Source organism: Rahnella sp. BCC 1045, assembly GCF_019049615.1.
Lineage (GTDB): Bacteria > Pseudomonadota > Gammaproteobacteria > Enterobacterales > Enterobacteriaceae > Rahnella > Rahnella contaminans.
Map to the genome: position 1 here is coordinate 1 of NZ_JAFMOZ010000103.1, position 26,043 is coordinate 26,043.

18 protein-coding genes are annotated in these 26,043 nt (G+C 54.0%); 8 read left to right on the forward strand and 10 right to left on the reverse strand.

Going from position 1 to position 26,043, the window contains the following annotated elements; all coding sequences use genetic code 11:
- Positions 1–369 precede the first annotated feature (369 nt).
- Positions 370–798 carry a hypothetical protein gene (locus J1782_RS04890; RefSeq protein WP_254302925.1) on the forward strand — a complete coding sequence of 143 codons (429 nt, stop codon included), beginning with the start codon at positions 370–372 and terminating at the stop codon, positions 796–798.
- 28 nt (positions 799–826) lie between these two features.
- On the opposite strand, the gene J1782_RS04895 is transcribed toward J1782_RS04890, so the two are convergent.
- Positions 827–1,156 carry an NIPSNAP family protein gene (locus tag J1782_RS04895; protein WP_217152548.1) on the reverse strand — a complete coding sequence of 110 codons (330 nt, stop codon included), beginning with the start codon at positions 1,154–1,156 and terminating at the stop codon, positions 827–829.
- Between the two features lie 318 nt (positions 1,157–1,474).
- On the opposite strand from J1782_RS04895, the gene J1782_RS04900 reads away from it, so the two are divergent.
- Positions 1,475–2,695 (forward strand): MFS transporter, encoded by a 1,221-nt coding sequence (locus J1782_RS04900; RefSeq protein ID WP_217152549.1) that lies wholly within the window; start codon positions 1,475–1,477, stop codon positions 2,693–2,695.
- A 54-nt stretch (positions 2,696–2,749) separates the two neighbouring features.
- On the opposite strand, the gene J1782_RS04905 is transcribed toward J1782_RS04900, so the two are convergent.
- The 4 genes from J1782_RS04905 to J1782_RS04920 form a co-directional block, all read right to left on the reverse strand.
- Entirely contained in the window at positions 2,750–3,430 is a 681-nt protein-coding gene (locus tag J1782_RS04905) for a type 1 glutamine amidotransferase domain-containing protein (protein WP_217152550.1), read from the reverse strand.
- A 98-nt stretch (positions 3,431–3,528) separates the two neighbouring features.
- Positions 3,529–4,134 (reverse strand): TetR/AcrR family transcriptional regulator, encoded by a 606-nt coding sequence (locus J1782_RS04910; protein WP_152323900.1) that lies wholly within the window; start codon positions 4,132–4,134, stop codon positions 3,529–3,531.
- A 150-nt stretch (positions 4,135–4,284) separates the two neighbouring features.
- Positions 4,285–5,826, reverse strand: coding sequence for a peptide MFS transporter (locus J1782_RS04915; protein WP_152323901.1), 1,542 nt, complete (start codon positions 5,824–5,826; stop codon positions 4,285–4,287).
- A gap of 387 nt (positions 5,827–6,213) precedes the next feature.
- The gene (locus J1782_RS04920; protein WP_217152551.1) at positions 6,214–7,158 is read right to left on the reverse strand and encodes an aminoimidazole riboside kinase; all 945 of its coding nucleotides are present in this window, start codon (positions 7,156–7,158) and stop codon (positions 6,214–6,216) included.
- Between the two features lie 255 nt (positions 7,159–7,413).
- Between J1782_RS04920 and J1782_RS04925 the strand changes: the two genes are divergently transcribed.
- The 4 genes from J1782_RS04925 to J1782_RS04940 all read left to right on the forward strand — a co-directional run bounded on the left by J1782_RS04925 (position 7,414) and on the right by J1782_RS04940 (position 12,908).
- Entirely contained in the window at positions 7,414–8,994 is a 1,581-nt protein-coding gene (locus J1782_RS04925) for a carbohydrate porin (RefSeq protein ID WP_165060393.1), read from the forward strand.
- 75 nt (positions 8,995–9,069) lie between these two features.
- Positions 9,070–10,440: a sucrose-specific PTS transporter subunit IIBC gene (locus J1782_RS04930; protein WP_217152552.1), complete on the forward strand. Its 1,371-nt coding sequence runs from the start codon at positions 9,070–9,072 to the stop codon at positions 10,438–10,440.
- Entirely contained in the window at positions 10,440–11,849 is a 1,410-nt protein-coding gene (locus tag J1782_RS04935) for a sucrose-6-phosphate hydrolase (RefSeq protein ID WP_217152569.1), read from the forward strand. The genes J1782_RS04930 and J1782_RS04935 overlap by 1 nt, the downstream gene beginning before the upstream one ends.
- Before the next feature lie 30 nt (positions 11,850–11,879).
- Entirely contained in the window at positions 11,880–12,908 is a 1,029-nt protein-coding gene (locus tag J1782_RS04940; RefSeq protein WP_152323905.1) for a substrate-binding domain-containing protein, read from the forward strand.
- Between the two features lie 52 nt (positions 12,909–12,960).
- Here J1782_RS04940 and J1782_RS04945 read toward each other — a convergent pair whose 3' ends face one another.
- Genes J1782_RS04945 through J1782_RS04955 form a run of 3 tightly spaced genes read right to left on the reverse strand, consistent with a single transcriptional unit; the run spans position 12,961 to position 14,376 of the window.
- Positions 12,961–13,671: a helix-turn-helix transcriptional regulator gene (locus tag J1782_RS04945; RefSeq protein ID WP_217152553.1), complete on the reverse strand. Its 711-nt coding sequence runs from the start codon at positions 13,669–13,671 to the stop codon at positions 12,961–12,963.
- Entirely contained in the window at positions 13,668–14,060 is a 393-nt protein-coding gene (locus J1782_RS04950; RefSeq protein WP_152323907.1) for an amino acid-binding protein, read from the reverse strand. The genes J1782_RS04945 and J1782_RS04950 overlap by 4 nt, the downstream gene beginning before the upstream one ends.
- Positions 14,053–14,376, reverse strand: a complete 324-nt coding sequence (locus tag J1782_RS04955) for an antibiotic biosynthesis monooxygenase (protein WP_217152554.1) — start codon at positions 14,374–14,376, stop codon at positions 14,053–14,055. The genes J1782_RS04950 and J1782_RS04955 overlap by 8 nt, the downstream gene beginning before the upstream one ends.
- Positions 14,377–14,547: 171 nt before the next feature.
- On the opposite strand from J1782_RS04955, the gene J1782_RS04960 reads away from it, so the two are divergent.
- On the forward strand, positions 14,548–15,195 hold the full coding sequence (locus J1782_RS04960) for a hypothetical protein (RefSeq protein ID WP_217152555.1): 648 nt from the start codon (positions 14,548–14,550) through the stop codon (positions 15,193–15,195).
- Positions 15,196–15,202: 7 nt separating this feature from the next.
- Here J1782_RS04960 and J1782_RS04965 read toward each other — a convergent pair whose 3' ends face one another.
- Positions 15,203–15,721, reverse strand: coding sequence for a hypothetical protein (locus J1782_RS04965; RefSeq protein ID WP_229893226.1), 519 nt, complete (start codon positions 15,719–15,721; stop codon positions 15,203–15,205).
- A gap of 180 nt (positions 15,722–15,901) precedes the next feature.
- Positions 15,902–24,445, reverse strand: coding sequence for a GH36-type glycosyl hydrolase domain-containing protein (locus J1782_RS04970; protein ID WP_371819740.1), 8,544 nt, complete (start codon positions 24,443–24,445; stop codon positions 15,902–15,904).
- Positions 24,446–24,752: 307 nt separating this feature from the next.
- Here J1782_RS04970 and J1782_RS04975 point away from each other — a divergent pair, with 307 nt between their 5' ends.
- On the forward strand, positions 24,753–25,958 hold the full coding sequence (locus tag J1782_RS04975) for an MFS transporter (RefSeq protein ID WP_217152556.1): 1,206 nt from the start codon (positions 24,753–24,755) through the stop codon (positions 25,956–25,958).
- The last annotated feature ends 85 nt before the right edge of the window (positions 25,959–26,043 follow it).

The following is a 26,043-nucleotide window of genomic DNA, read 5'->3' on the forward strand; positions in this document are numbered from 1 at the left end:
ACGCGCTCACACAATTACAAACGCAGTCAGAATCCATCTTTGGCAAACCTGGCTAAACCAGACGGTGCTTTATCAGACGGACATTTTAACTTAGCCAAAAGGCGGACATTTAAAACCAGCCTAAACAAAGTCTGTAAGTCCCATTTGATAATGTCACTTTGGAGATGCGGATGTTTTGTTGGGCTGGTTATGTTGTGATCCCCAGATGCTGCCGGTACCTAACCGCACTCATTGCACCCAATAGCTGCTCCGGACTATCAATCCCGTTCTGGCAGACCCGACCTTGTTTGTGGCAAGTTCAAAGCGATAGAATCGACCATCAGTGCTGTGAAGTACCGGATAAAGGTGAGCCCCAAAAGGATACTTAAGATGATTAAGTCGGGTAACTTCTACCCAGCTATAGCTCACTGTCGCGAAATGCTTCAGCTCAATCCGAATGATAACCAGGGGATTCGTCATTTACTAACGAGTTATTACTTGGAACTGGAAATAGTGGACGATTTGGCTTTGATACTGGACGATTACTCAGGTGATACAAGCCCTTATCTTCATTATACACGCGCCCTCCTCGCCTACAGGCATTCCACCCCGGATGCCGATGATATCGCTAAAGCTGCGATCGATTCTAATAGACACATCCCCAGTTTGTTATCAAAGTGCCGTATGCTGACGAAGTCTAACCGTGGATATATTACGTTAGGTGAAATGGATGAAGCCATTGATTATGTCAATAACAATATTAAACCATGGTTAAGAACTTCTGGTGCAATAGAGTGGCTGTCGAAAATAGCTCAGTAAAAAAGTTTTGAGCTTATAGGATGCACAGTCAACTTGATCGTAAATTCTCAATGGCACTGTTGTTAAGTATCAGTACCGATTTAACGCTGACGCTGATTCTATCGATAATGGCCTGCCGGGGGCCAAGACGCCATTCTTCACTGTTATAAAATGATTCCTGAGAGGATTTCAGCTGGGAGAGGCTGTCATAAGCTCTAATCAGATAGTAAGCGTCGTTGTCATGAGCCGAGATACCAAAAGAAATAATATCCATGCCCACAGAGCGGTGAAGTGGAGCACTCTCCTCCGTCATGATTCTGTGGAAGTCTTTCCCTGTGCCGGGTTTTAGGGTGTATAGCAGAAATTCGACTGTTTTCATCTTCGATATCCTTTTCATTTTTCATTAATAGCAAATTATTGCGCCAGGGAGCCGTGAACTTGTGAGTACTGACGTAGCGTGCAGATTTGTTGTGACATTCAAAAATGGGGAATCAGGGTGACATTTTAAACGGGGATAGACAAAGTCTGTTACCCCAAACAGATAATCTCACTCTTGCCCATTACGTACATGCCGGGCTTGAAAATTACATCATCTTTGATTATTTTGGCAGTGCCTTCTGAAGGTCGTAAGCGTTTACGTTAACCAACGCGCATCTCCCGCTTAATTGTGGGCAATCTGATGTGCAGGTAACGATCAATGTCTAAATTTTTTCTCCCGCTTTTTTCATTTCGACGTCCGCATGTTCTGGGATTCATCCTCTATTTTCTCGCTGGTTTTGCAGACGGCCTGATGGTGCCATTTTTTCCGCTTTGGGCGCAACACACGGCGGCAATTCCGGTCGGGCTGATCGGCTTACTGTTTGGCTGTTATGCGGGTGGCGAACTGATTGCCGCGCCGTTCATTGGCGGCATTGCTGACCGCGTTGGCCGCAGGCCGGTGCTTATACTCTCGGCTACCGGCGTTGGTCTGGGGTTTATTGCGCTCTATTTTACGCATGGCGTCATTGAAGCCGCATTAGTTCTGGTGGTCATCGGGATTTTTGAATCTGTCTTACACCCAACGATATACACACTGATCGCTGATGTAACACCGGCTGCTGAGCATCGTCACCAATTCAGTATCGCGCGTGTTTGCTCATATGCTGGGGGGATTTCGGGTCCGCTGCTGGGTGCTGTCATCGTGCAAAGCAGTCTGGGTGACGTGTTTATGGCCAGCGGAATTGCTCTGTTGTGTGGCGCCGTTCTGCTGATTCTTTGCCTGCCAGAAACCCGGAAACATGGCGATGAACCGGATGACGAGGAAGAAGATGAAGGTTTTGCCGCTTTGTTGCCCGTTTTTCGCGACCGGCGGCTCGCCATTTTGTTGTTCTGGGCTCTGCTGCTGGGTGTTTCAGGCAGCTGGGTTGAAGCCATTTTACCGCTCTATGCCCATAATCAGCTGGGAATGAGTAACACGGATGTCGGCCTGTTGTTCACCTTTGGCGCGGTGCTCAATACTTTCGGGCAGATCACCCTGACTAAATTGTTTTCCCGACGCTCACCTCTGTTCATCGTACTCAGTGCGGGGCTGACGTTGATCCTGGCTTTCGGTGTACTTTTAACATCCCCAAATATTCTGGCTCTGGTCGTAGCCGTTTGTTTCTATTCTCTGTCACAGATGATGGTCGGCCCGCTGATGCCTGCCGCCGTCAGTCAGCTGGCACCGGCCAGATTGCGCGCGACGTATATGGCGGCGCTGTCGGTTGTCAGTGATTTACGTGATTCGGTGGGGCCAGCAACGGGAACTGCGCTGTTCGCGGTGGCTTATACCCTGCCGTGGATGCTAGGTATTCCGGTTGTGGTAGTGGCCGCGCTGGGATTAGGTATCTCATTGTCAAAACGAAGTAAATCTTCAGTTCAGAACTCTGAAAACGTGTAAACATCCTAAACTGAAGGTGACAGGAACGTCCTGTCACCTTCATTCAATTATCGCTTACGCCGACAGTTGTTTGATCAGCACTTCTGCCGTTTCCGTCGAGGACATCGGGTTTTGTCCGGTGATCAGCAGGCCGTCGCGGACGACATACGAACTCCAGTCAGCGCCTTTGGAATAGTTCCCGCCCTTCGCAATCAGCTCGTCTTCCACCAGGAAAGGCACCACGTCCGTCAGGCCGACCGCCTCTTCTTCCGTATTGGTAAAACCAGTGACTTTTTTGCCTTCCACCAGCGGTTTGCCGGCAGGTGTTTTTACATGACGCAATACGCCGGGAGCATGACAGACAAGCGCAACGTGTTTATCCGCCGACAGGAATGCTTCGATGAGTGCGATTGAGTTTTTATCTTCGGCAAGATCCCACAAAGGACCGTGGCCGCCAGGATAGAAAACGGCGTCGTAATCAGCCTGCGAAACGCTGTCGAGGCGAACCGTTGCAGCCAGTTGCGCCACGGCATCCGCATCGGCTTCGAAACGATGAGTCTGTTCGGTCTGGAAATCAGGCTCATTGCTTTTCGGATCTAACGGCGGATTACCCCCCTTCGGCGAAGCCAGCGTGATTTCAGCGCCAGCATCCTTGAACACATAGTATGGCGCTGCCAGCTCTTCGAGCCAGAAACCTGTTTTACGTCCGGTATCGCCCAGCTGGTCGTGTGAGGTTAAAACCATAAGAATCTTCATTGTAAATCTCCAGTGTAGTAGGTAAAAACGACCAAGTAGACCAGTCGTCTATTTATCGGGTAAATAAAAAACGGTGAACCGTTTGTGATACACCCCCGTCAGGGGGCGGTATGAATAATTTGCTGCGTCATGCTCATAGCCGAATCGAACGGGCCGGTATTGCGGACAATCTTAACCATAATGCTGGCACCGACCCAGAGCTGATAAAGGCTCTCTGCGACACGAGCGGGCTCATCATCAATGCTCAGGGAGCCTTCTGCGACGCCGGATTCTAACGCCAGCGTCAGGCGCGATATTATCCCTGATGTCCCTGCCTGTAAGGTTAAGCGCATACTGTCGGACAAATCCGCCACTTCTGCGCCAAGTTTCACGGCAAGGCATTTCCCCTGGCAGTCAAAAAATGACTGTGACTCCTGCCATTGCTGCCAGTAATTCATCAGGCGCTGCGACATCTTCAGGCCCGGCTGGCTCAGCGTGCTGTCAAGCTGCGCCAGATAATCGTCAAAATAGCGCTCAAGCATCGCCGCGCCAAAGGCCTCTTTCGAACCGAAATAATGGTAGAAAGACCCTTTAGGCACGCCCGCGTCCTTGAGGATTTCATTGAGTCCGACCGCCGAAAACCCCTTACCGGCCATAATTCGCTGGCCAGTCTCGAGAATATGTTCGCGGACATCATTGTTATGGTGCTGAGTTGCTGTCGTCATGGGGCTAAACTATCAGCGATTAGACCAGTCGTCTACAAGTAAATTAGATAAATTGTCTTTTGCCCAAAAAAAAGAGGCCGATCGTCAGATCCGCCTCTTTCATTTTTACCCTGTTGTTCCGCTATTTAATGAGAATAGCGTTATGCCTTATCACGCATTGGTCGCGGGTTTCGTTTGTGAATTTTCCAGCATTTTGCGCACCGGAATGATCAGAACGAACAGCACTGCGGCACAGATCAGCAGCGAAATAGAACAACGCGCGAACAAGTCTGGCAGAACGTCCAGCTGATCGGCTTTTACGTGGCCGCCAATCAGCCCAGCCGCCAGATTACCCAGCGCACTGGCACAGAACCACAGCCCCATCATCTGGCCGCGCATTCTTTCCGGCGCCAGCAGCGTCATGGTCGCCAGCCCAATCGGGCTCAGGCAGAGTTCGCCCAGCGTCAGCATCAGAATACTGCCCACCAGCCACAGCGGGGATACCCCTGCTCCGCCGTTGCTCAGCACATTCTGCGCCGCCATCATCATGATCCCAAAGCCCGCCGCGGCGCACAAAATACCGATGATGAACTTAGTGATGCTGCTCGGACGCACATTATTCTGTGCCAGTTTCGGCCATGCCCAGCTAAATACCGGGGCCAGCAAAATGATGAACAGCGCATTGACGGACTGGAACCACACGGCAGGGATTTCAAAATCGCCGATCATGCGGTTGGTGTAGTCATTAGCAAACAGGTTGAACGAGGTCGGTTTCTGCTCAAACGCGGACCAGAAGAATGCCGCTGAAACCAGCAAAATGAAGCATACCAGGAGTCTGGCGCGTTCTTTGCGATTCAGACCGGCGAACACGAACAGATAGATGAAATAGAGTACGACCGAGGCCGCAATGACGTACACCAGCATGCTGGCGAGTGCGACAGGATTAATGACGATAATGCCCTGTGCGATCAGCGTAACGACAACCGCCACACCGGCCGCCAGCGCCAGCAACCAGGCGCCGACGCCTTTCTTTTTTGCGACCGGGCTGTTCCAGGTGGAATCCAGACCGACTTCGCTGTCATAGCGTTTCATCGCAGGAACGGCGTAAACGCGGAAGATAATCAGTGCTACCAGCATCCCGATACCACCGATACCAAAGCCCCAGTGCCAGCCATGGGTTTTGATCAGCCAGCCGGAAATCAGCGGTGCGATAAATGAACCCATGTTAATGCCCATATAAAACAGTGAGAAACCGCCGTCGCGGCGCGCATCCCCTTTTTTATACAGCGTGCCCACCATGACGGAGATACACGTCTTAAACAGGCCGGAACCGAGGACGATAAACATCAGGCCGATAAAGAACAGGTTGTCGCCAAACCACGCAGACAACGCAATCGCCAGGTGGCCGAGCGCAATCAGAATTGAACCGTACCAGACCGCTTTTTGCTGCCCGAGCCAGTTATCCGCCAGCCAGCCGCCCGGTAATGCGGCGAGATACATACAACCCGCGAAAATACCGACGATTGCTGATGCATTTTCGCGCGCCAGCCCCATGCCGCCGTCGTAAACGGTCGCGGCCATGAACAGAATCAGTAAAGGGCGGATCCCGTAAAACGAAAACCGTTCCCACATTTCGGTAAAGAACAATGAACCCAGCGGATACGGATGGCCGAAGAACGTCCGGCTCTCGTTTTTGTTAACAGAGGAATGCATAAATTCTCCAGAGAAAGTCTTTAGTCGTGCTTGTGAATACCGAAATGTCCGGCGGCATCTGGACGGCCGCTCTACGACAATCAGCTATTATTATGAGTAGCAAAATACCAGTCAGGTCTGGCGCCAACCGTGGGACTTTAAGATGAAAAGTCGACAGTTGTCTACTTTTACAGATTTTAAATCGGCAAAAAGAGAGGGGTTATTGGCATGAATATGGCGAGGGGATTTAACGCTTTCGGAAAACAACCCTATGATTTATAGATAAATCTTATTGCACAAAATGCCGGTGTTGTACTTTCAAAAAAGAACAGACGCCATGACCGCGCGTCTGTTCTGATCTGCCGGTTTAAGTGAAGTGAGCCGGAAATCTGCGTTGACCGTTTCCCTTTACGGGAACGCCAGAGCGTAAAACTGCTCCAGATTTGCGCGATCCGGTAATGCCGTCATGGCCCCTCTGGCCGTCGTTGCCAGCGCCCCGCAAGCCAGCGCCTGACGGAGTGTCTGCTCCCAGTCGCTTTCTGAATTCAGCGGCCAGTGTTGCGCCAGTCCGGCCAGTAAACCGGCGACAAACGCATCGCCCGCACCGGTTGTATCCAGGGTTTTCACTTCAGGTGCCGGATATTGCATCAACGACGCATCTTTTTTGCGGTATACCGACACGCCATTTTTGCCCTGTGTGACCAGCAAAAGTTCAGGATTATGACGGTCGCACAAACGCAGAATTCCCTCGGAAAGTAGCGCTTCACCCGTCAGATATTCCAGTTCGTCTTCGGAAATCTTGATGATATCGGCCATCGACAGCGCCTGGTTCAGGCAATCGCGTAGCTGATTTTCATCCGGCCATAAGTCGTGGCGAATATTTGGATCAAAACAAACGACGCCGCCGGCGGCTTTCATCTGCGCCATCGCCAGCACGGCGGAAGAGCGGCTGGGTTCTGCGGATAAAGCAATGGAACACAGATGCAGAAACTGCCCGGCTTTGAAGGCCGGAATATCCGTCGGTTGGAGGAATAAGTCCGCACCCGGACGCACCATAAAGGTAAAAGACCGTTCTCCATCGGCATCGTTTTCAACCACCACGGTTGACGTGCGATGGCTGACGTCAGGCAGCATGTGCTCTGTATCCACACCTTCAGCGCTCAGCGTTTTTTTCAGGAATTTCCCAAACGGGTCATCCCCTACCCGCCCGATAAATGCGCTTTCTCCGCCCAGACGACTGATCCCCACGGCGACGTTAGCGGGCGCGCCTCCCGGACATTTCAGTAAGCGGCCATCCTCTTCCGGAATTAAATCCACTACCGCATCGCCCAGTACCCAAATTCGATTTTTCATTTTCATTCCCTGTATTCAATCCCTGTCTGGCTACAGGGTTAGGTAAAATAGAAGAACCGGTTTAGCTAATCAAGTACAAATGAATTATCCGAGTTTAGTGATAATTTGCAAAGAGGATCACAAATACTGGAACTGACGGTAAAACATCATTGATTAAATCGGGTGCGGGTGATTATTGTGCACAGGAAAACCAGTTTAGCAATTTAGCAAAAATGGTTTTTCTCATAATAATTACACTTACCCTGAGGGATAAAAATGATGATGAAACCTCGCTATCTTGCTGTTGCTATTGGATTAATTCTTTCTGGCGCCGCGCAGGGAGCGGATACGTCGGTGAGTGCCATTGAGGCCCGCCTGAATGCTCTGGAGAAAAGACTGCAACTTGCCGAGAATCGCGCCGCCAAAGCAGAAGCCCGCGCCACTGAAGCAGAAAAACAGGTAAAAACGCTGGAAACACGCACCGCCAGCAATGAACAACAAACCCGTCAGGTGGCCAGGAATGCGGAAATAAATCAGCAAAAAACGGCTCAGGTGGCTGAACGTACAGAATCGTTAGCCAGCATTAACAACAAAACCAGCAGTGCGCCTGAAGGCTTCAAATTCTCAGGCTATGCCCGTTCCGGCGTGATCATGAATGATTCCGGCACATCAACCGAAAGTGGCCCGTACGTGACCCCGGCCGGGCAAACCGGCGGTGCGGTGGGTCGTCTGGGCAACGAAAACAACACCTACGTTGAATTAAATCTGGAACATAACCAGACCCTGGCCAGCGGCGCGACCTCCCGCTACAAAGTCATGCTGGCGGACGGCCAGCGCAGTTATAACGACTGGACCGGTGCAACCAGCGATCTGAACATCCGCCAGGCGTTTGTTGAATTAGGCTCTTTGCCGACGTTCAGTGGCCCGTGGAAAGATTCGACGCTGTGGGCGGGTAAACGATTTGACCGGGATAATTTCGACATTCACTTCCTCGATTCCGACATCATTTTCCTTGCCGGGACCGGTGGCGGTATCTATGACGTTAAATGGGGAGAAAACCTGAAAAGTAACTTCTCACTTTACGGACGTAACTTTGACGATCTCGAAAATAAGAATAAAGACGATACGCGGATTGAGAACTACATTGTCACGGCGAACAACTACGCCGGACCTTTCCAGTGGATGCTCAGCGGCCTGCGCGCCAAAAACAATCAGGATCGCGAAAATACCGGCACTCAGGGCATCACGAATGCCGCCGATACCGGCTTCCACACCCTGCTGGCGTACCACGGGGACAGCTTCTACGGGCTGCGCGACGGGACATCCACGACCGCACTGCTTTACGGTCATGGCCTGGGCGCAGAGGTTAAAGCGCTGGGTTCGGACGGCCATCTGACCGATGACGCTAATACGCTGCGTCTGGCAACTTACGGGATCACGCCGTTAAGCAAAAACTGGAGCATCGCCCCTGCCGTTCTGGCGCAGCAGAGTAAAGACCGCTATATCTCCGGCGATGATTACAAATGGGTGACGTTCAACACCCGCCTGATTCAGCAGATCACCGAAAACTTTGAACTGGCGTATGAAGGCAGCTATCAGTACATGGATCTCGATCCGCAGGGTTACAACGATTACAACAAGGTGAAAGGCGGATTCTACAAACTGACCTTTGCGCCAACCTTCAAAGTGGGTGATATCAGCGACATGCTGAGTCGCCCGGAAATTCGCTTCTTCGCCAGCTATATGGACTGGAGCAAAGATCTCGACCGTTATTCTTCCGGCGATTCGTTCGGGACAGATGGTTTTACCGCAGGCGGACAGTGGAATTTTGGTATCCAGATGGAAACCTGGTTCTAAAAAACAGGGTGTGATTCACCAGGACGCGCCCGGTTAAACCGGGCGATGTCGATAATAAAAACGGTAAGGAACAAAATGAATATCAATGCAATTGCCACGCAGTTGCTGCCATTACTTGGCGGCAAAGACAATATCGCCAGCGCGGCGCACTGCGCGACACGCCTGCGTCTGGTGCTGGCCGATGACAGCCTGATCAATAAAAGTGGCATAGAAAAAGTTGAAGGCGTGAAAGGCTGTTTCAGCAATGCGGGCCAGATACAGATTATTTTTGGTACCGGTCTGGTGAATAAGGTTTACGCCGAGTTCATCAAAGTGGCGGGCATCAGCGAGTCCAGCAAGTCTGAAGCGGCGGATATTGCGGCGCAAAAACTGAATCCGTTCCAGCGTATTGCCCGTGTGTTATCCAACATTTTTGTGCCGATCATTCCGGCGATTGTGGCTTCCGGTCTCCTGATGGGCCTGCTCGGCATGGTGAAAACCTACGGCTGGGCCAATCCTGAGAGCGCGATTTTTATCATGCTCGACATGTTCAGCTCGGCGGCATTTATCATTCTGCCGATCCTGATTGGCTTTACGGCGGCGCGTGAATTTGGCGGTAATCCGTTCCTGGGGGCCACGCTGGGCGGAATTCTGACCCACCCTGCGCTGACCAATGCCTGGGGCGTTGCCAGCGGTTTCCACACCATGAATTTCTTTGGTATTGAAATTGCGATGATCGGCTATCAGGGCACGGTATTTCCGGTGTTGCTGGCGGTCTGGTTCATGAGTTTCATTGAAAAACGCCTGCGAAAAATCATCCCTGATGCTCTGGATTTGATCCTCACGCCGTTCCTGACGGTGATCATTTCGGGATTCATCGCGTTCCTGATTATCGGCCCCGCGGGTCGTGCGCTGGGTGACGGAATTTCGTTTGTGCTCAGTACGCTGATCGCGCATGCAGGCTGGTTCGCCGGGCTGGTATTTGGCGGATTATATTCCGTGATTGTGATCACCGGGATTCATCACAGCTTCCATGCGATTGAAGCCGGGCTGCTGGGGAATCCGAACATTGGCGTTAACTTCCTGCTGCCGATCTGGTCAATGGCGAACGTGGCGCAAGGCGGTGCCTGTCTGGCGGTTTATTTCAAAACGAAGGATGCCAAAATCAAAGCCATCGCCGTGCCTTCGGCCTTCTCGGCCATGCTGGGCATTACCGAAGCGGCAATTTTCGGGATCAATCTGCGTTTCATGAAACCGTTCCTTGCCGCGCTGGCGGGGGGGGCGCTGGGCGGTGCCTGGGTGGTGGCGATGCACGTGAATATGACGGCCGTCGGCCTGACCGGTATTCCGGGGCTGGCGATCGTACAGGCCAGTTCGATCCTCAGCTATCTGACTGGCCTGGTGATTGCTTTTGGCAGCGCATTCCTGCTGTCATTGTTGCTGAAATACAAAACGGAGAGTGAATGATGACGGAAACGAGCTTGCTCAAACAAGCCCTGCGCAGCGTGGTTGCAGGGCAGGTCAAAGCAGCGGCGGACCCTTACCGGCCCGGCTGGCATCTTGCGCCACCGGTAGGATTACTCAACGACCCGAACGGATTTATTCAGCATAAAGGCCGTTATCATGTTTTCTATCAGTGGAATCCGCTGGCCTGTGCGCATGGCGCGAAATTCTGGGGGCACTGGAGTTCGGCGGATTTACTGAACTGGCGGCACGAACCGCTGGCGCTGGCACCGTCGGAAGCCTACGAAACCCACGGCTGTTATTCCGGTTCTGCGGTCAGTGATCACGGTCACCTGACGCTCATTTATACCGGCAACGTGAAATACCCTGATGGCAGCCGCACGGCGTTCCAGTGTCTGGCGCGTGAAAACGCGAAAGGTGAATTTGATAAAACCGGCCCGGTGCTGGATTTACCGGAAGGCTATACCGGTCATGTGCGTGACCCGAAAGTCTGGCGAAAAGGCGGCCACTGGTTCATGGTGCTGGGCGCGCAAGATCTCAGCCTTCAGGGCAAAGTCTTATTGCTACGTTCTGACGACCTGCTCAGCTGGGAATTTCTGGGCGAAATTGCCGGATCGAATCTGAACGGATTAGGGGATTTCGGTTACATGTGGGAGTGCCCGGATTTATTCAGACTGGACGGTCAGGACGTGCTGATTTGCTGTCCGCAAGGTCTGCCTGCGCAAGCAGACCGTTATCTGAATACCTTCCAGTCGGGCTATTTTGTCGGGCATCTGGATACCGAAAAAGCGAAGTTTCCGCATGGCGAATTCACGGAGCTGGATCTGGGATTTGAGTTTTATGCGCCGCAAACGACGCAAACCGATGAGGGGCGCCGGTTGCTTATTGGCTGGATGGGTATCCCGGACGGCGATGAGTTTTATCAACCCACGATGGAAAACGGCTGGCTGCATACCCTGACCTGTCCGCGCGAACTGACGCTTGTGGCCGGTAAAATTTTTCAGCGCCCTGCCCGTGAATTGCAGGCTCTTCGCGGCGACATGCAGGAGTGGCAAGGGCTGGCGGACGACGCACCGGTTTGGGATGTTACCCGTGCTGAAGTGGACATTGAAACCGTACAGGCTTTCAGCGCTGATTTTGGCGGAGACCTGCTGCTGAGATGGGACGGTGATTGTCTGCATCTGACGCGTAAAAACCGGCGCACCGGATTGCCGGAAGAACGTGTCTGGCACGGCTCGTTACGCAAACTGACGGTAATGTGCGACAGCTCGGGCATCGAGATTTTCATCAACGACGGGGAAGCGGTGATGACCTCACGCTATTTCCCGGTATTACCGGCCAGATTAAACTTCAGCGGCCATTACCCGATTGCGCTGCGCCACTGGCTGTTAGCCGATTGCGTGTTAGAATAAAAACCTTTCCGGACAACAGAATATGGCGCAGTGAAAAAGACCAAACGCATCACTATCAGTGGCATAGCAGAGCTGGCTGGCGTATCGAAATCGACTGCCAGCCAGGTTCTTAACGGACACAGCAAGAAGTTTCGCATCTCCGATACGACGCGCGATCGCGTGCTTGCGGTGGCCGCCGAGCAGCATTATCAGCCCAGTATCCACGCCCGTTCACTTAACGTCACCCGCAGCTTCACACTGGGTCTGGTTGTCCCGGAAATGACCAACTACGGTTTTGCGGCCTGTTCCAACGAGCTTGAAACGCTCTGCCGCGAGAACGGCATGCAACTGCTGATTGCCTGCACGGATGAGAACACCAGTCAGGAAACCATGGTGGTGAACAACCTTATCCAGCGTCAGGTAGACGGACTGATCGTGGCTTCCAGTATGCTCAGTGATGCGGAATACGTGAAAATCAGCCAGCAGTTACCGGTGGTTCTGTTTGACCGTCATTTGCAGGAAACGCAGCTGCCACTGGTCGTATGCGAAGCCATCGAATCCTCGGCCGAACTGGTCGCGCGGGTGGCAAAAAAGCATCCGGATGAGTTTTATTTTCTCGGCGGCCAGCCACGCATCTCTCCAACGCGCGACCGTCTGGCCGGTTATCAGCTGGGGCTTGAGCGTGCGGGTGTCAGCCTGAATCCTGAATGGATAATGTACGGTAATTATCATCCCAGCTCAGGTTATGAAATGTTTGCCAATCTTTGTGCCCGGCTCGGGCGTCCGCCTAAAGCGCTGTATGTCGCGTCCTGCGGGCTGATGGAAGGAGTATTGCGTTATATGAGCCAGCACAAACTGCTCGGGAGCGATATTCATCTGTGCAGTTTTGACGATCACTATCTTTATGACTCACTCACGGTGAAAATTGATACCGTCGCGCAGGATTGCAAAGCGCTGGCAATTCATTGTTTTGACATGATTATCAGCCTGATCAATGAACAACCGACTGAGCAGATTCAAAGCTATTTAGCGCCAAAACTTCACTGGCGGCATCCAGATTCTGCGGAAACCACAAACTGAATATCATCCTGCGCGCATGAATCTGTTGACCCGAGGAATGCGCCTGAATCCATCACTTCACATCAATCTGGAAAATGCGTAAAAACGCCCTTTTCCCTTCTTCAGTAAACGTGACTTCGCGATAGCCCGGCGTTCTGTTCAGCCACCCTTTTCGCTCAAAAGCGGCCAGTAAAGCGGCGCCGGAATCGCCCCCGAGATGGAAACGTCGCTCGCTCCAGTCGAGACACGCGCAGCTGCTTTTGCGCCGGGGGTTCGGGTTCAGAATGGCGCCTAAATCTTCAAAATGCTGCTTTCCGGCGGGCGTCAGCGCATTACCGTCAGGTTCCAGCCAGCCTTCGTTACTCATGAATTCGTAAATCCCGACCGCGATTTTTCCTGCCAGATGGTCATAGCAGGTTCGCGCGACGCGCAAATGTACCGGCGTTTTGGGCTGCGGCGATTTCATGGATTTCATGGAAATCCCCATCAGGGTTTCCAGAAGATGGGCGACATCGCTGCCAGCCAGCCGGTAATAACGGTGTCTTCCCTGCGAAAGGCAGGTAATTAATTCGCTGTTGAGGAGTTTGGTCAGGTGCGCGCTGGCGGTGGACGCCGCAATATTGGCGACCGAACTCAGCTCTGTCGCGGTCCACGCGCGGCCATCCATCAGCGCGCAAAGCATGCTGACCCGCGAAGGGTCAGCAATGGCCGAAGCAACCGCGGATAACGACAGTTCAAGCTGCAATCCGTCATCATCCGTTTTACGAAAGTTGGGTAAACTCATTCAGTCGGTACGTCCCATTCAGCTGTTACCTGTGTGGCCAGTGTATTGTTATCGGTAAGCAAAATCAGCCGGTTATCGTGATCGCTGTACTGCACCAATATGTTAATCCCGTTCTGCGCGATGACTGCGGCAATGGCACCCAGTTCTCCGGGGCGTTCCTGTTTCAGCTTTCTGATGACCGGCTTTGTGACCTGCCGGACGTCCAGCCCGGCGGCCGCCAGCACCGTGCGGGCCAGTTCGCCCTCTTCAACCAGAAAATGCGCATGGCTTTCATCGCCTGCCGTAAACACACCGCCGCCTTCAAGCCCTACACCATTTTTGCCGAGGACAGAACCGAGGCGCGCCAGCTCACCGGGCGCATTGCGGAGAATAACGTGAATATCATACATGCGAATAACCTCCTTTTTCAGATGAATAGTCCCTGAGAACCTCAACAACGCGGATCCGGTAAAAAGAGAAAATAGTGTTCCGTCCCTCGGATTGTGCAGCCTGATGTTTAAGATTCTTTTTCCACGCCAGCACCGACGCTTCATTTTCCCACCATGACAGCGACAAAATTTTTCCCGGTGTACTCAGGCTCTGAAAACGTTCAATAGAAATAAAACCCGCAACGTCGTCCAGCAAAGGTTTTAGCTCTGCGGCCAGCTCAAAGTAGCGGTCCTGTTGTTCAGGAATGGCGTCAGCCTCGAAAAGTACAGCGATCATAAAATGCTCCGGTATGAATGTCTTCGGAGCTCACTATAAGACGCAAAAATGGGTGACACTTCGGTGGCGGACGAAATGTTGATGTTCGTATCCCCCCACTTTTCAGAATAAAAGCTGACGGGTAAAGTACATGTCCTGTTTGCCTCTTTTACCGCGTATTGATGAGGGATGATGAAAACTAAACTAATCGCCGGAATTTTTCTCGCTTGCCTGTCTGCCAGTGCTTACAGCAAACCGTTACAGGACGATTCAACACCCATCTCGCTGAAGCTGAATGACAATTCAGTCGTTAACGTCACAACATGCGAGGATTTTATTGCGCTTCGCCGCGCGGGGAAAACCGTCACTGATTTCGAGAACATGCCCGACCGTTTTGCGTCGATGGCTCAAAATTCCTTAACCGATTGCTATCTGACAACCTGGGCCAAAGCGCAGGGCTTAACGGAAGTGAATCCGCCGCCTGCAACCATAACGATCAGTGATGTGGTAAAACATTTCCCGGCCACGGCGGCAGTGGCGATCAGCGATGATGAAGTTGCCAGAGTAAAAACGCATTACCAAAACAAGACCATTATTCAGAAAGAACCTGATTTAAAAGCGGATGATATGGGACGGCTGATCTCTGCGAAATCTTCTGACGGCTATATCATCACCGGCCACCGCGCATTTAAAGGTCAGGACGGAAAACTGACGGATTTCATTACACTCGGAAAGTTTGTTACCGGCGGGACCTGGAGTGTTTCAACGACATACAAGATTGTTTCCCAAAGTGAACCTGTGTGGAAAATTCAGGAAGTGACGGAAAACGATCCGCTGTAATTTACCGCTACCTGAAACTCCACTGCACGCTGACCACAAACACGGAAGGAATGATGATCCCGGTTTCTACGCCGAAATAGCTGGTGAAGTTGTACTGGATGGCATGGTAGATGTACGGTGAAAATCCGATGCCGGTGACTTTTTTGAAATCCTCATAGGAACCGTCATCGCCGCAGTGTTTGAAAGCGTCGAAAAAGAACTCGCCGGTATAACCGTAGACGCCTTTAAACACCCAGTTGGAATCTCCCTGGATCCAGTCCCGGCGCAGCCCGAGCGCAATACAGCGGTCGCCGAAGCTGTTGTTCATGGTACCGACCAGTGCGCTGTATTTGGAGTCTTCAGAGAATTTACGTTCTACCGACATGAATTTATTATCGAAAAACTCGTTGTATTGCCCGTAGTTACCGGTCAGGTGGTAAACAAAAGAACCGGTGTTGAAGGAATATAAATTAATTTCATCGGCATGGAGACCCACGGCGACAAGGAGTAAGAAGAAACACAGAACCCGGCTTGAATTTTTTATCATTTAGATAATCTCTTTGATTATAAAGACATAATTTTATCTAAAAAATTTAAATCATTGATATGAGCGTGATCAGGCCCGTAAAAATTATTCTAAGACAGGATTTGTGTTTGTACAAAAAAGCCCCGCTAAATCCGGCAACAAGGCGGTGCCTGTTGCCGGACATTTATTCAGACCGCAGATTTATTCGTTTTTAGCCCCCCTTCCCAGTTCAACGTCAACGTGATGATCCTGCCCGTCATCGGTGAGCGGGATCTCATCATTCGCCAGCAAGTTGCCGTCCAGCGTCACGCGATATTCTTCCGTACTTTTGCGCACGGTAATCAGATAACGGCTGCTGCCTTGCTGGTATGCGATGCTGATTTCCGGCCAGTTTTCCGGAAGCTGGCTGTGAATGGAAATGGTGTCGCCTTTGCGCGTGATCCCCAGCAATGATTCGGTGATCAGGCGGTACGTCCACCCGGCGGAACCGGTATACCAGCTCCAGCCACCGCGTCCGCTGTGCGGCGCGACCGAATAGATATCAGCGGAAATCACGTAAGGCTCGGCTTTGTACCGGCCAACCGCCTCTGCGGTCAGGCTGTGATTGATCGGGTTGATCATCGCCATCAGTTCCCAGGCACGCTCAATATTGCCCTGTTTCGCAAAGGCCATGACTGCCCAGATAGCGCCGTGCGTGTACTGGCCTCCGTTCTCGCGGACACCCGGCAGATAGCCGCGAATATAACCGGGGTTCGGGCCGTTGCCGTCGAAAGGCGGCGTCAGCAGTTTGATTAAACCGGCGTCATTGTCGACCAGGTATTTATCTACTGACTGCATGGCGCTGGCGGTGCGGTCAGGTGTTCCCGCACCGGAAAGCACCGACCAGCTTTGGGCGATGGCGTCGATCTGACATTCGTTATTCAGATGCGAACCCAGCGTTTGTCCGTCGTCAAAATAGCCGCGCAAATACCAGTCGCCGTCCCAGGCGTGATCGTTGAGATTTTGTCTGAGCCGCGCAGAGTGTTCACGGCAAAGCGTGGCGACCTCTGCGTCCTGACGCTCTTCCGCCAGCGCGCCATAACGTTGCAGAACGTCATAGAGGAAGAAGCCCAGCCAGACACTTTCGCCGCGTCCGCCCAGCCCGACCAGATTCATGCCGTCATTCCAGTCGCCCGCGCCCATTAGCGGCAGGCCGTGGTCGCCCAGCTTCAGCCCGTATTTCAGCGCGCGGACGCCGTGCGCCCACAGGGTTTCCTGCGTGTTGCTGACCAAAGGTTGTTCATAGAAAGATTCCTCGCCGGGAGCCAGCAGACGCGATTCGAGGTATGGCACGATTTCTTTTGCCACCGCGCCATCACCGGTCACGGCAATATAATGACTGATTGCCAGCGGCAGCCACAGATAATCGTCCGAGCAGCGCGTGCGGACGCCATTGCCGGTCGGTGGATGCCACCAGTGCTGGACGTCGCCTTCAATAAACTGCCGCGAGGCGCACAGCAGGATCTGCTCGCGCATACGTTGTGGCGCGGCATGCGTCAGCGCCAGCGTATCCTGCAACTGATCGCGGAAACCAAACGCGCCGCCGGACTGATAATACCCGCTGCGCGCCAGTATACGGCTGGCGAGGGTCTGATAAATCAGCCAGCCGTTAGTCACTAAATCGACGGATTTATCCGGCGTGGTGATCTGAATTTTATCCAGCACCTGATGCCAGTGATGATGAACGCGATCCAGCTCAGCCTGTGCTGCGCCTTCCTGGAAGAACTGATGGATCAGCGCTTCGGCGTCTCCGGCGTTTTGCCCCAGACCCAGCGCAAAAGTAAAGGTGCGCTGATCGCCGTCAATCAGCGTGGTCGCTGACTGTACCGCGCCGCAAGGATCAAGCATTGCGCCGGTTTTATCCGACAGGCGCTGCGTCTTCATTGCTGCGGGTGATGCGGCGGAACCTGTTCTTCCGAGGAATTCACGGCGGTCGCCGCTCACGGAACAATGTGCGCCGGTCACGGCAAAAAAGGCCGTGCGCGGTGAGCCGTTGCTGGTGTAATGATTGGTCGCCAGCACGCCGCAGCCCTGCACAACGTGTGCCGCCGAGGTGACAATATGCATGGCTGATTTCACCCGCAGATCGGCCATCACCCACTCGACGTAACCGGTCACCGAAAGCCTGCGCGGCCTGCCGGAAACGTTGGTCAGCGTCAGCATGATCAGTTTGACCGGTGCGTGCTCAGCGACCAGCACCGTCATTTCGCTGCTGATCCCCCGTTCGGTATGCTCGAAAACGCTGTAACCAAAACCGTGTCGCGTCACGTAGCCGCCGGGTCCGCGCACGGGCAATGGTGCCGGAGACCATACGCTGCCGGTCTCTTCATCGCGCAGATAAAACGCTTCGCCGGAACTGTCGCTGACCGGGTCGTTTTCCCACGGTGTCAGGCGGTATTCATGGGCATTTTCATACCAGGTATAAGCCTGACCACTTTCCGAAATCACCGAGCCAAATTCCGCATTCGCAAGCACGTTCGACCATGGCGCAGGGGTATTTGCTCCGTCGTTGAGGACTATCTGATATTCACGCCCGTCCGGTGAGAATCCACCCAGTCCGTTGAAGTAACTGAGGTCACGTGGAGGAGCCGTGACCGGCTGATTGTCGTTTAGCGTGCGTACCGGCAGCAAAGCGGGCAGTGAAACATGCGGTGGCTGCATGCGCTGATTCAGCTGATCTGCCAGCGACCCGCGGCGGTCGTCGATCACTACGCGGGCGACGCTTATCAGCAGTGTGCGGTCGTCCTGCGTCATCTGTTCGCCATTACGGACAAAAATGCCGCCCGGAATATCGGTCTGGCTGGAACCCGCGCCGGACGCGACCAGGCTGAGGATCTGGTTTTGCAACGCCTGCTGGTAGCCGCCGGAATCATTACACAGAATCACCAGATCGACTTTCAGCCCTTTCAACCGCCAGTAATGGTGCGCACGTATCAGCAACGTCACCAGCCCGATATTTTCATTGCTGGTCATTGTCAGCAGAACCACCGGCAAATCGCCGGAAAGCGATTGCCCCCACAGGCCGGATTGCCCGCGACGGTTAGCGCTGACCGCCTGCGCATCGCCGCGCATTTCCTGACTGGCGAACAGAATGGCACCGGCCAGCCGGTTAAACAGCCCCGCGTCTTCCTCGGTGGCATTCAGCTGGCGCAGCACCACCTGACTGTGCGACCAGGTGATTTCAAATACCCGATCAGCAATATGGTGATCGCGGTATTTTTCCAGCAACGCCAGACTTTGCAGGCGGGTGTCGGCAATCCCGTAAACCATATCGATGATGACCGGCACACCGGGTTTCAGGCGGATGCGCTGACGGATTGCCATCACCGGATCCAGCACCGCTCCGGCGCTGTTACTGAGTGCCCCGGCACGGCGTAATGCCTGCGGATTGGAGGCCGAATTGCCGCGCCCGATAAACTGCGCGCGGTCAGTTTCAAATGACGTTTCCCGCTCGACGGAACCGTGGATCGCCATCATGTGGAACATCCACGGGCACTGTTCTTCCGGCTCGCGCGGGCGGCGATGGCACAGAATCCCTTCCTGCGCGGGCATCAGTTCAGTCTGCACAAACAGATTGCTGAATGCCGGATGCGCCGCGTCATTAGCCGCTGGTGCCAGTACGACTTCGGCATAAGTGGTAATTTCCAGCTCACGGGCATGGCGGCCATGATGCGTGACCGTCATCCGGCGGATTTCGACATCATCTTCCGGTGAAACCACGATATGCGTCTGCATTGTCAGCGAACCGTGCGTGCGGCGGAACTCGGCACCGGCATCGGTCAGTACGGCGTGATACGTGCCCTTTTGTTTGCCGAGCGGCTGCCACGTATTGCTGGTGACCGTGCCGGATTCCGGATCACTCAGATAACAGAATATCCCCCGGTCATCGCGCGTCGCATCTTCCCGCCAGCGGGTCAGCGTCAGGTCTTTCCAGCGGCTGACGCTGCCACCCGCCTGCGTCACCATCAGATGATAATTCGTATTGGAAAGCAGCTGAACTTCCGGCGCCGGGCTGTCGGCGTTGCTGAATTCGCGCAGCTCGATATTCACTTTTTGCAGCGTGCTGTCGTGGGATTCGAAATGACGGCGCGGGCTGTAAAGCTCCACGGCGTCCGGTACGCGTTCCTGCAAAAGCAGCCGCGCAGACTGGAATGCCGCATTCGCCGCAAAGCGCGCGTTCATGGGCGCATCGAGCAGCACATTCGCCAGCGCCAGAAAACCCATGCCCTGATGGTGAGCCATGTACGAGCGCACCACGATGTAAATCTGCCCGCGGATCAGGCGAGAAGGCGTGTAGTCGAGCGCGTCATAAAAACCGTATTCGCCGCGTGCGCCGCGATTTTCCAGCTCAGCCAGATTGAGGCAGGCTTCCTGTGGCCGGATCATCAGCGCCATCAGCGTGGCGTAAGGCGCGACGACCATGTCTTCGGCGAGCCCGCGTTTCAGCCCGAGGCCGGGCACGCCAAACGCGTGATACTGATAATTCTGGTTGAGATCAAACGCGGCATACGCGGACTCCGAAATCCCCCACGGAACCTTGTTCTCTCTGCCCCAGGCAATTTGCCGGTCAACCGCGGTCTGGCACATCTGCACCAGCAGCGTGTCCGGATACGCAGGCATGACCAGCTGCGGCATCAGGTATTCAAACATCGAGCCGCTCCACGACATCAGCGACGGTTGCTTGTCGATCACCGTGAATAACCGGCCCAGCGCGAACCAGCTTTTTTGCGGCAACTGATTGGTGGCAATGGTGACGTAATTGGTGAGGCGGATTTCCGACGGCAGCAGATCGTATTTCCCGCTGTCCATTTTATGCGCGTCGCAGTTATAGCCGACGGTCAGCAAATGAGTGTTTTTGTCGTAGAGGAACTGGAAATCCATGCGCGCATGGTCGTTCAGGCGTTTCTCCAGCTCACGGATGATGTCAAGCCGCTGACGCGCCAGCCCGATCGCGCGGGATAAATCCGGCTGCGTTCGTGCATCCTGTTGCGCCAGCCATTGCAATGAAGGCAGGACGCTGCTTTGCACTTCCGGCGGAAACGCACCATAAAACTCAGTCCACTCTTCCAGACCGGCGTCAATTTGTGCGGCCAGACGTTGCAGCCAGACGCCATCTGCAGGCGTGATCAGCGCGCGCATTTCCCGCAAAGGATCCAGCGCCTGCACGTTTGCCGCAGTATGCGGCATCAGCTGGCGGAGTTTGTTCAGCACCGGCATTGGCGTCTGCTTTTCGGCCATTTGCAAGGTATCTTCCAGCCCGGTCAGCCACTGTCCGATATCCATCGCAGGCAGCGTGCGCCACAACCGTAAACCGGTGCTGAGCGTCAGTAAATGCCCGGCCAGATTGCCGCTGTCCACGCTCGAAATGTAGCGCGGATTCAGCGGTTCCAGCGTGCGCGTGTCGTACCAGTTATACAGATGACCGCGATAATGCTCGAGTTTGTCGAGCGTATCCAGCGTCAGGCTGGTGCGTTCCAGCACCTCTTTTTGCGTGAGGTAGCCGAAATCCCACGCGGTAATATTGGCCAGCAAAGAAAGGCCGATATTGGTGGGTGACGTGCGGTGTGCAATGGTAGGCTGCGGGATTTCCTGGAAGTTATCCGGCGGCAGCCAGTTTTCAGTTTCCGTGACGAAATCTTCGAAGAAAGCCCAGGTCTGGCGCGCAGTCTGGCGCAGGAAAGCGTGTTGCAGAACATTGAGATCCGGCATCTCACGTTTTGCTGGCTGACTGAGCCAGCACAGAATGCGCGGCGCCAGAAACCACAGAATGCCCAGCGGCAGTGCGAATGCCAGCAGCGGCAGATGGGAATACGCCGCCACTAAAATTACCGCCACACCGGCCAGCGGGTTGGCCCACATCCGGCGATAAAAATATTCCGGAGAATGCGCCCGGCTTTGGGCACCAATACTCACGCTTGCCCATTCGTGCAGTTTGCGATGGCTGACGTTCAGCCGCCACAGCGTCAGCAAAATTGCCTGTACGGAGTAAACCGCTTCATGCGGCAAAGTCATCAGGTGCAGAAAAATACGCGAGACCCGGCTGACGGTGGCAGAAAATACGCTTTTCAGATGCGGGATCAGCGCGCGTCGCGGGCCTTTATTGAACAAATCCAGCACCAGCGCAACCCCTGCAGGGAACAGCAACATAAAGCTGATAAAACCGAACCAGTAAAGCTTGTTGGGCACCAGAATCAGCGTGCTGAAAATGAGGATTAATAAGGCGGGCGCGACCAGACTGCGGCGCAGGTTATCAAACAGTTTCCAGCGCGAAAGCAGGGTCAGCGGATTGCGGGCGCGCTGGCCGTCTTCCTGGGTCACCCGTAAACCCAGCCAGTTCAGAAGCTGCCAGTCACCGCGGATCCAGCGGGTTTTGCGCGCCACATCCGCCAGATAATGGTCAGGATATTGCTCGTATAACACCACATCGCTGAGCATCCCTGAGCGGGCGTAACAGCCTTCCAGTAAATCATGGCTGAGCACCAGATTTTCCGGGCAGGTATTTTCCGTGGCCTGAATAAAGACATCCACGTCGTAAATGCCTTTCCCGACAAATGAGCCTTCGCCGAATAAATCCTGATAGATATCGGACGACATGGACGAGTACGGATCGTTTCCAGGCACGCTGCTGCATAACGCGGCGTAACGTCCCTGCCCGTTTTCCGGGATTTCTTCCGCCAGCCGTGGCTGGAGAATGGCGTAACCGGAAACCACCCGCTGAAGCTTTTCGTTGTACACCGGATGATTCAGCGGATGCGCCATCGCAGCCACCAGCTGATGCGCCGTCGCGCGCGGCAGAACCGTATCGCTGTCGAGCGTAATCACGTATTTCACCTGCCGCAAATGTTCCTGCGTGCTGCCTTCAATCAGCGAGAACGGCTGGCCCTCATCGCGCAGCCAGCGGTTCAGCGCGTTCAGTTTACCGCGCTTACGCTCATACCCCATCCACACGCCCTGCGCCGTATTCAGTTCACTGTCGCGATGCAACAGCGAAAACCGTGCGCCCTGCGTGGCGGGATAACGGCGGTTCAGGGACTGGATCTGGCGGGTGGCGTAAATCAGCAGCGCGTCATTTTCAGGATTATCGCGTTGAGTGCTGTCATGGAAATCACTCAGCAGCGCGAAATTCAGGTGCGCGAGCATGTTGCCGATGTAACACACCTCGAGGCTGTTAATCAGCGCATCAATATTTTTCTGGCTGCCCAGCAGACAGGGAATGACCACCAGCGTACTGGCGTTTTCAGGAATACCCCCGGCGAATTCCAGACGCGGCAACGGTTGCGGCGTGCGGCTACGGGTGGTGATTTCACTGAGAAGATTAAGCGCAAACTGGCTGGCGACCAGCACCACAGGAATCAGCAGCGCCCACCAAAGCCAGTGCAGCGCCGGATGTGCTGAGCGGTAAAGCGCATCGGCGGTAACGGCCGTGGTCAGCAGCAACAGACTGCCGAGCCACGAAAGCAGCGGCGTCTGGCTCAGTCTGGCGCGTATACGGGTGATCAGGGAAGAACGGGCGTTGAGATCTTTCTCTAACGTTTTTCTCCCGGCATCAATCAGATAGTAGCCGACGTGTTGTTGCTGATAAGAACCCGTTGCCTCGCGGGCCAGAGCTACGGCGCGGGCGGCGACAAAGGCTTCGTCATGACGGGAATTGCGTGAGAGACGTTCAATCTGATGGCGGTAATTATCGCGGGTATCAAAATGCATCAGCGGATAAATCCCGGCCGGGTCGCCGTGCAACGTCTGCTCCACCACGCTGAGATTTTCGGCAAAATCAGCCCAGTCCATTTCGGTCAGCTGGCGTAAACCCATAATGCTGTTGCTGACAGAAAGCTGATTAGCGGCCAGCTGCTGGTTAAATTTGTCGATCACTTCACGTTGCGTCAGCCCGACTTCGCTAAGGCGTTGTTCCACCCAGGTCAGCGGCAGCGCCAGCATCGAGCCATGCCCTTGTAAGCGACGCACCAGTTCGGCGACAAACGCGCTGGTGCGCGGCGGATTGGTGCGCGCCATATCGGCGATAATAATGATCTGACCGGACGGATCGTTTTCAGCGCTGTCTTGCAATTTATTGACCCAGTAATCGGCCAGATTGCGTTCCTGCTGGGCATTCGCCACTTCAATGCTGACGCGGCGCAGATTCTCAATCAGCGCCAGCCGCAGCATGCCGGGAAATGCCCACAGCTCGCCGAGCGTCAGCGGTTTGACGCTCTGATAGGTGGTAAAAAATCGGGTGAGCGTGGTGACATCCAGAAGCCCGTCACTGTGGCTGACGACTTCCGTGGCGATGTCATATATACGCGGGCAGAAATGCGGAGCGCCGAGCGACGGCAGGCCTTTGCCGAAGTTTTTCGGCAGCAACTGACGTACCAGGCGGATTTGTTCTTCAATCAGATAAAAGTTATCGAGCAGCCATTCACCGGCCGGCGTGATGCTCGCTTTCTCTCCGTTGCTTAAAATCAGACAACTTCGGGTCAGGACTTTTTCATTATCATCGAGGCGTTTAAGCAGGTAATACGGGAGTTTTTTACCGGAGAGCTTGTGCGAGAGCGCCAGTTTCCCGCCGTAGCGTTCCATCTGATCTGCCGAGAAAAGCTCTGTGCGGATCGGCACCGGTTGCTCCAGCGCGCTGGCCCGGTGACGCCGCGTGATTGAAATAACAGGCGGTGCGCGTTTGCTTTTGAACCAGTTAATGACAGTCTTTTTCACATCTTCATACCATACGCGGACCCGAGAAGGCAGTTGCCTGAGCTGCGATTAGAGTTCACATAAAAAGGAGAGAGGGTAAAGGTCAGGGAGGCAGAACGGGTTTATCACCCGCAGCGGGCAATACTTTTCATACTAGTCTTTTTAGTGATAGTCAGTGGGTTTATTTTCCACATCACAACATATTTACAGAGCGGACATCTCTGTGTAATATCGCCGCCAGACATCAGGGTGCCCGCCCTTTGGCGTAGCGTTAACGTCAACCAACGCACTTTCTGCAGGATAATCCTGCTCATTGTGCGGTGTATTTATGACTCAGCCTCAGACGTCGTCGGCGCGTCCTTCGTTTATTGCCAATTCTGCTTTTTTCCTGTTTCTTATCCTGCTCACGGCAGCGAATTTACGTTCCCCGATCACCGCAACCGGTCCGGTTCTGGCAGATATTTGCGCGACGTTTGGACTGAGTGCTTCAGCCGCCGGGCTGCTCAATTTTATCCCTTTGATCCTGTTTGCGGCTATTGCGCCGCTGGCTTCCTGGTGCGGAAATAAAACCGGACTGGAGAAAAGTTTATGGGTCGCGGTTTGCCTCATCACGCTGGGCTCTGTGGTGCGCGTGATGCCGTATGCCAGCGGATTGTGGGCCGGCACCGTGATCCTCAGCACCGGGATTGCTGCGGCAAACGTGCTGCTTCCGCCGTTAATTAAGCGCGATTTTAAACTCCATACGACCAAATATATTGGCCTGTATGCCTCAACCATGGCGATTACTGCCAGTCTTGCCTCCGGCATCGCGGCTCCTTTGCAGCACACCAGTGGTTTTGGCTGGAGACTGTCGCTCGGCATCTGGATTGTCCCTGCCCTTATCGCCACTGTCGCCTGGCTGCCTCTGTTGAAAAATACGCAACCGCGTGAATTATCGCGTCAGCAGGCGGCGCCTGGCCGGTTGAAATCACCGTGGAAATCAATGCTGGGCTGGCAGGTTTCTTTGTTTATGGCGCTTCAGTCGATGGTTTTTTACACCCTGATAGACTGGTTCACGCCTTACGCCAGTTCACACGGCATCAGCCAGGAAAGCGCGGGCTGGATGTTATTTGTCTATCAGGCGGTGGCGATCGTGGCCAATCTGGTCTGCATGTCGGCGCTGAAAAAATACCGGGATCAGCGCGGGATCAGTTTCATCGCCTCACTGGCCATTTTCACCGGATTAGCCGGGCTGCTGATCTTCCCTGCTTTGCCCTTGTTGTGGCTGGTTATTGCCGGTCTTGGCGCTGGCGCTTCCATGGTGATTTGCCTGTCGTTATTTAATCTGCGGGCGACAGACCACCGCCAGGCAGCGGCACTTTCCGGGATGGCGCAATGCGTGGGGTATGGCGTGGCGGCGCTGGGGCCGTTAGTTTTTGGCATGCTGCACGAAGTCAGCCACAGCTGGACGGTGCCTTTGATTGTGCTGACGGCAGTTAACGCGCTACAGCTGGTGATTGCCCCGCTTGCAGGTCGCGCCAAACATATCGGGTAAACGGACGTCACTTTTAAAATTTGTTGTTAAAAAATTCAGGCGGATTTCTCCGCCCGTTTTTTTCGTAATTTGTCACATCATCGTT

What these genes read in the sequence shown, in the direction of transcription:
- J1782_RS04890 (WP_254302925.1), top strand. Translation starts at nt 370, where the DNA reads ATGATTAAGTCGGGTAACTTCTACCCAGCTATAGCTCACTGTCGCGAA.
- J1782_RS04895 (WP_217152548.1), bottom strand. Translation starts at nt 1,156, where the DNA reads ATGAAAACAGTCGAATTTCTGCTATACACCCTAAAACCCGGCACAGGG.
- J1782_RS04900 (WP_217152549.1), top strand. Translation starts at nt 1,475, where the DNA reads ATGTCTAAATTTTTTCTCCCGCTTTTTTCATTTCGACGTCCGCATGTT.
- J1782_RS04905 (WP_217152550.1), bottom strand. Translation starts at nt 3,430, where the DNA reads ATGAAGATTCTTATGGTTTTAACCTCACACGACCAGCTGGGCGATACC.
- J1782_RS04910 (WP_152323900.1), bottom strand. Translation starts at nt 4,134, where the DNA reads ATGACGACAGCAACTCAGCACCATAACAATGATGTCCGCGAACATATT.
- J1782_RS04915 (WP_152323901.1), bottom strand. Translation starts at nt 5,826, where the DNA reads ATGCATTCCTCTGTTAACAAAAACGAGAGCCGGACGTTCTTCGGCCAT.
- J1782_RS04920 (WP_217152551.1), bottom strand. Translation starts at nt 7,158, where the DNA reads ATGAAAAATCGAATTTGGGTACTGGGCGATGCGGTAGTGGATTTAATT.
- J1782_RS04925 (WP_165060393.1), top strand. Translation starts at nt 7,414, where the DNA reads ATGATGATGAAACCTCGCTATCTTGCTGTTGCTATTGGATTAATTCTT.
- J1782_RS04930 (WP_217152552.1), top strand. Translation starts at nt 9,070, where the DNA reads ATGAATATCAATGCAATTGCCACGCAGTTGCTGCCATTACTTGGCGGC.
- J1782_RS04935 (WP_217152569.1), top strand. Translation starts at nt 10,440, where the DNA reads ATGACGGAAACGAGCTTGCTCAAACAAGCCCTGCGCAGCGTGGTTGCA.
- J1782_RS04945 (WP_217152553.1), bottom strand. Translation starts at nt 13,671, where the DNA reads ATGAGTTTACCCAACTTTCGTAAAACGGATGATGACGGATTGCAGCTT.
- J1782_RS04950 (WP_152323907.1), bottom strand. Translation starts at nt 14,060, where the DNA reads ATGTATGATATTCACGTTATTCTCCGCAATGCGCCCGGTGAGCTGGCG.
- J1782_RS04955 (WP_217152554.1), bottom strand. Translation starts at nt 14,376, where the DNA reads ATGATCGCTGTACTTTTCGAGGCTGACGCCATTCCTGAACAACAGGAC.
- J1782_RS04960 (WP_217152555.1), top strand. Translation starts at nt 14,548, where the DNA reads ATGAAAACTAAACTAATCGCCGGAATTTTTCTCGCTTGCCTGTCTGCC.
- J1782_RS04965 (WP_229893226.1), bottom strand. Translation starts at nt 15,721, where the DNA reads ATGATAAAAAATTCAAGCCGGGTTCTGTGTTTCTTCTTACTCCTTGTC.
- J1782_RS04975 (WP_217152556.1), top strand. Translation starts at nt 24,753, where the DNA reads ATGACTCAGCCTCAGACGTCGTCGGCGCGTCCTTCGTTTATTGCCAAT.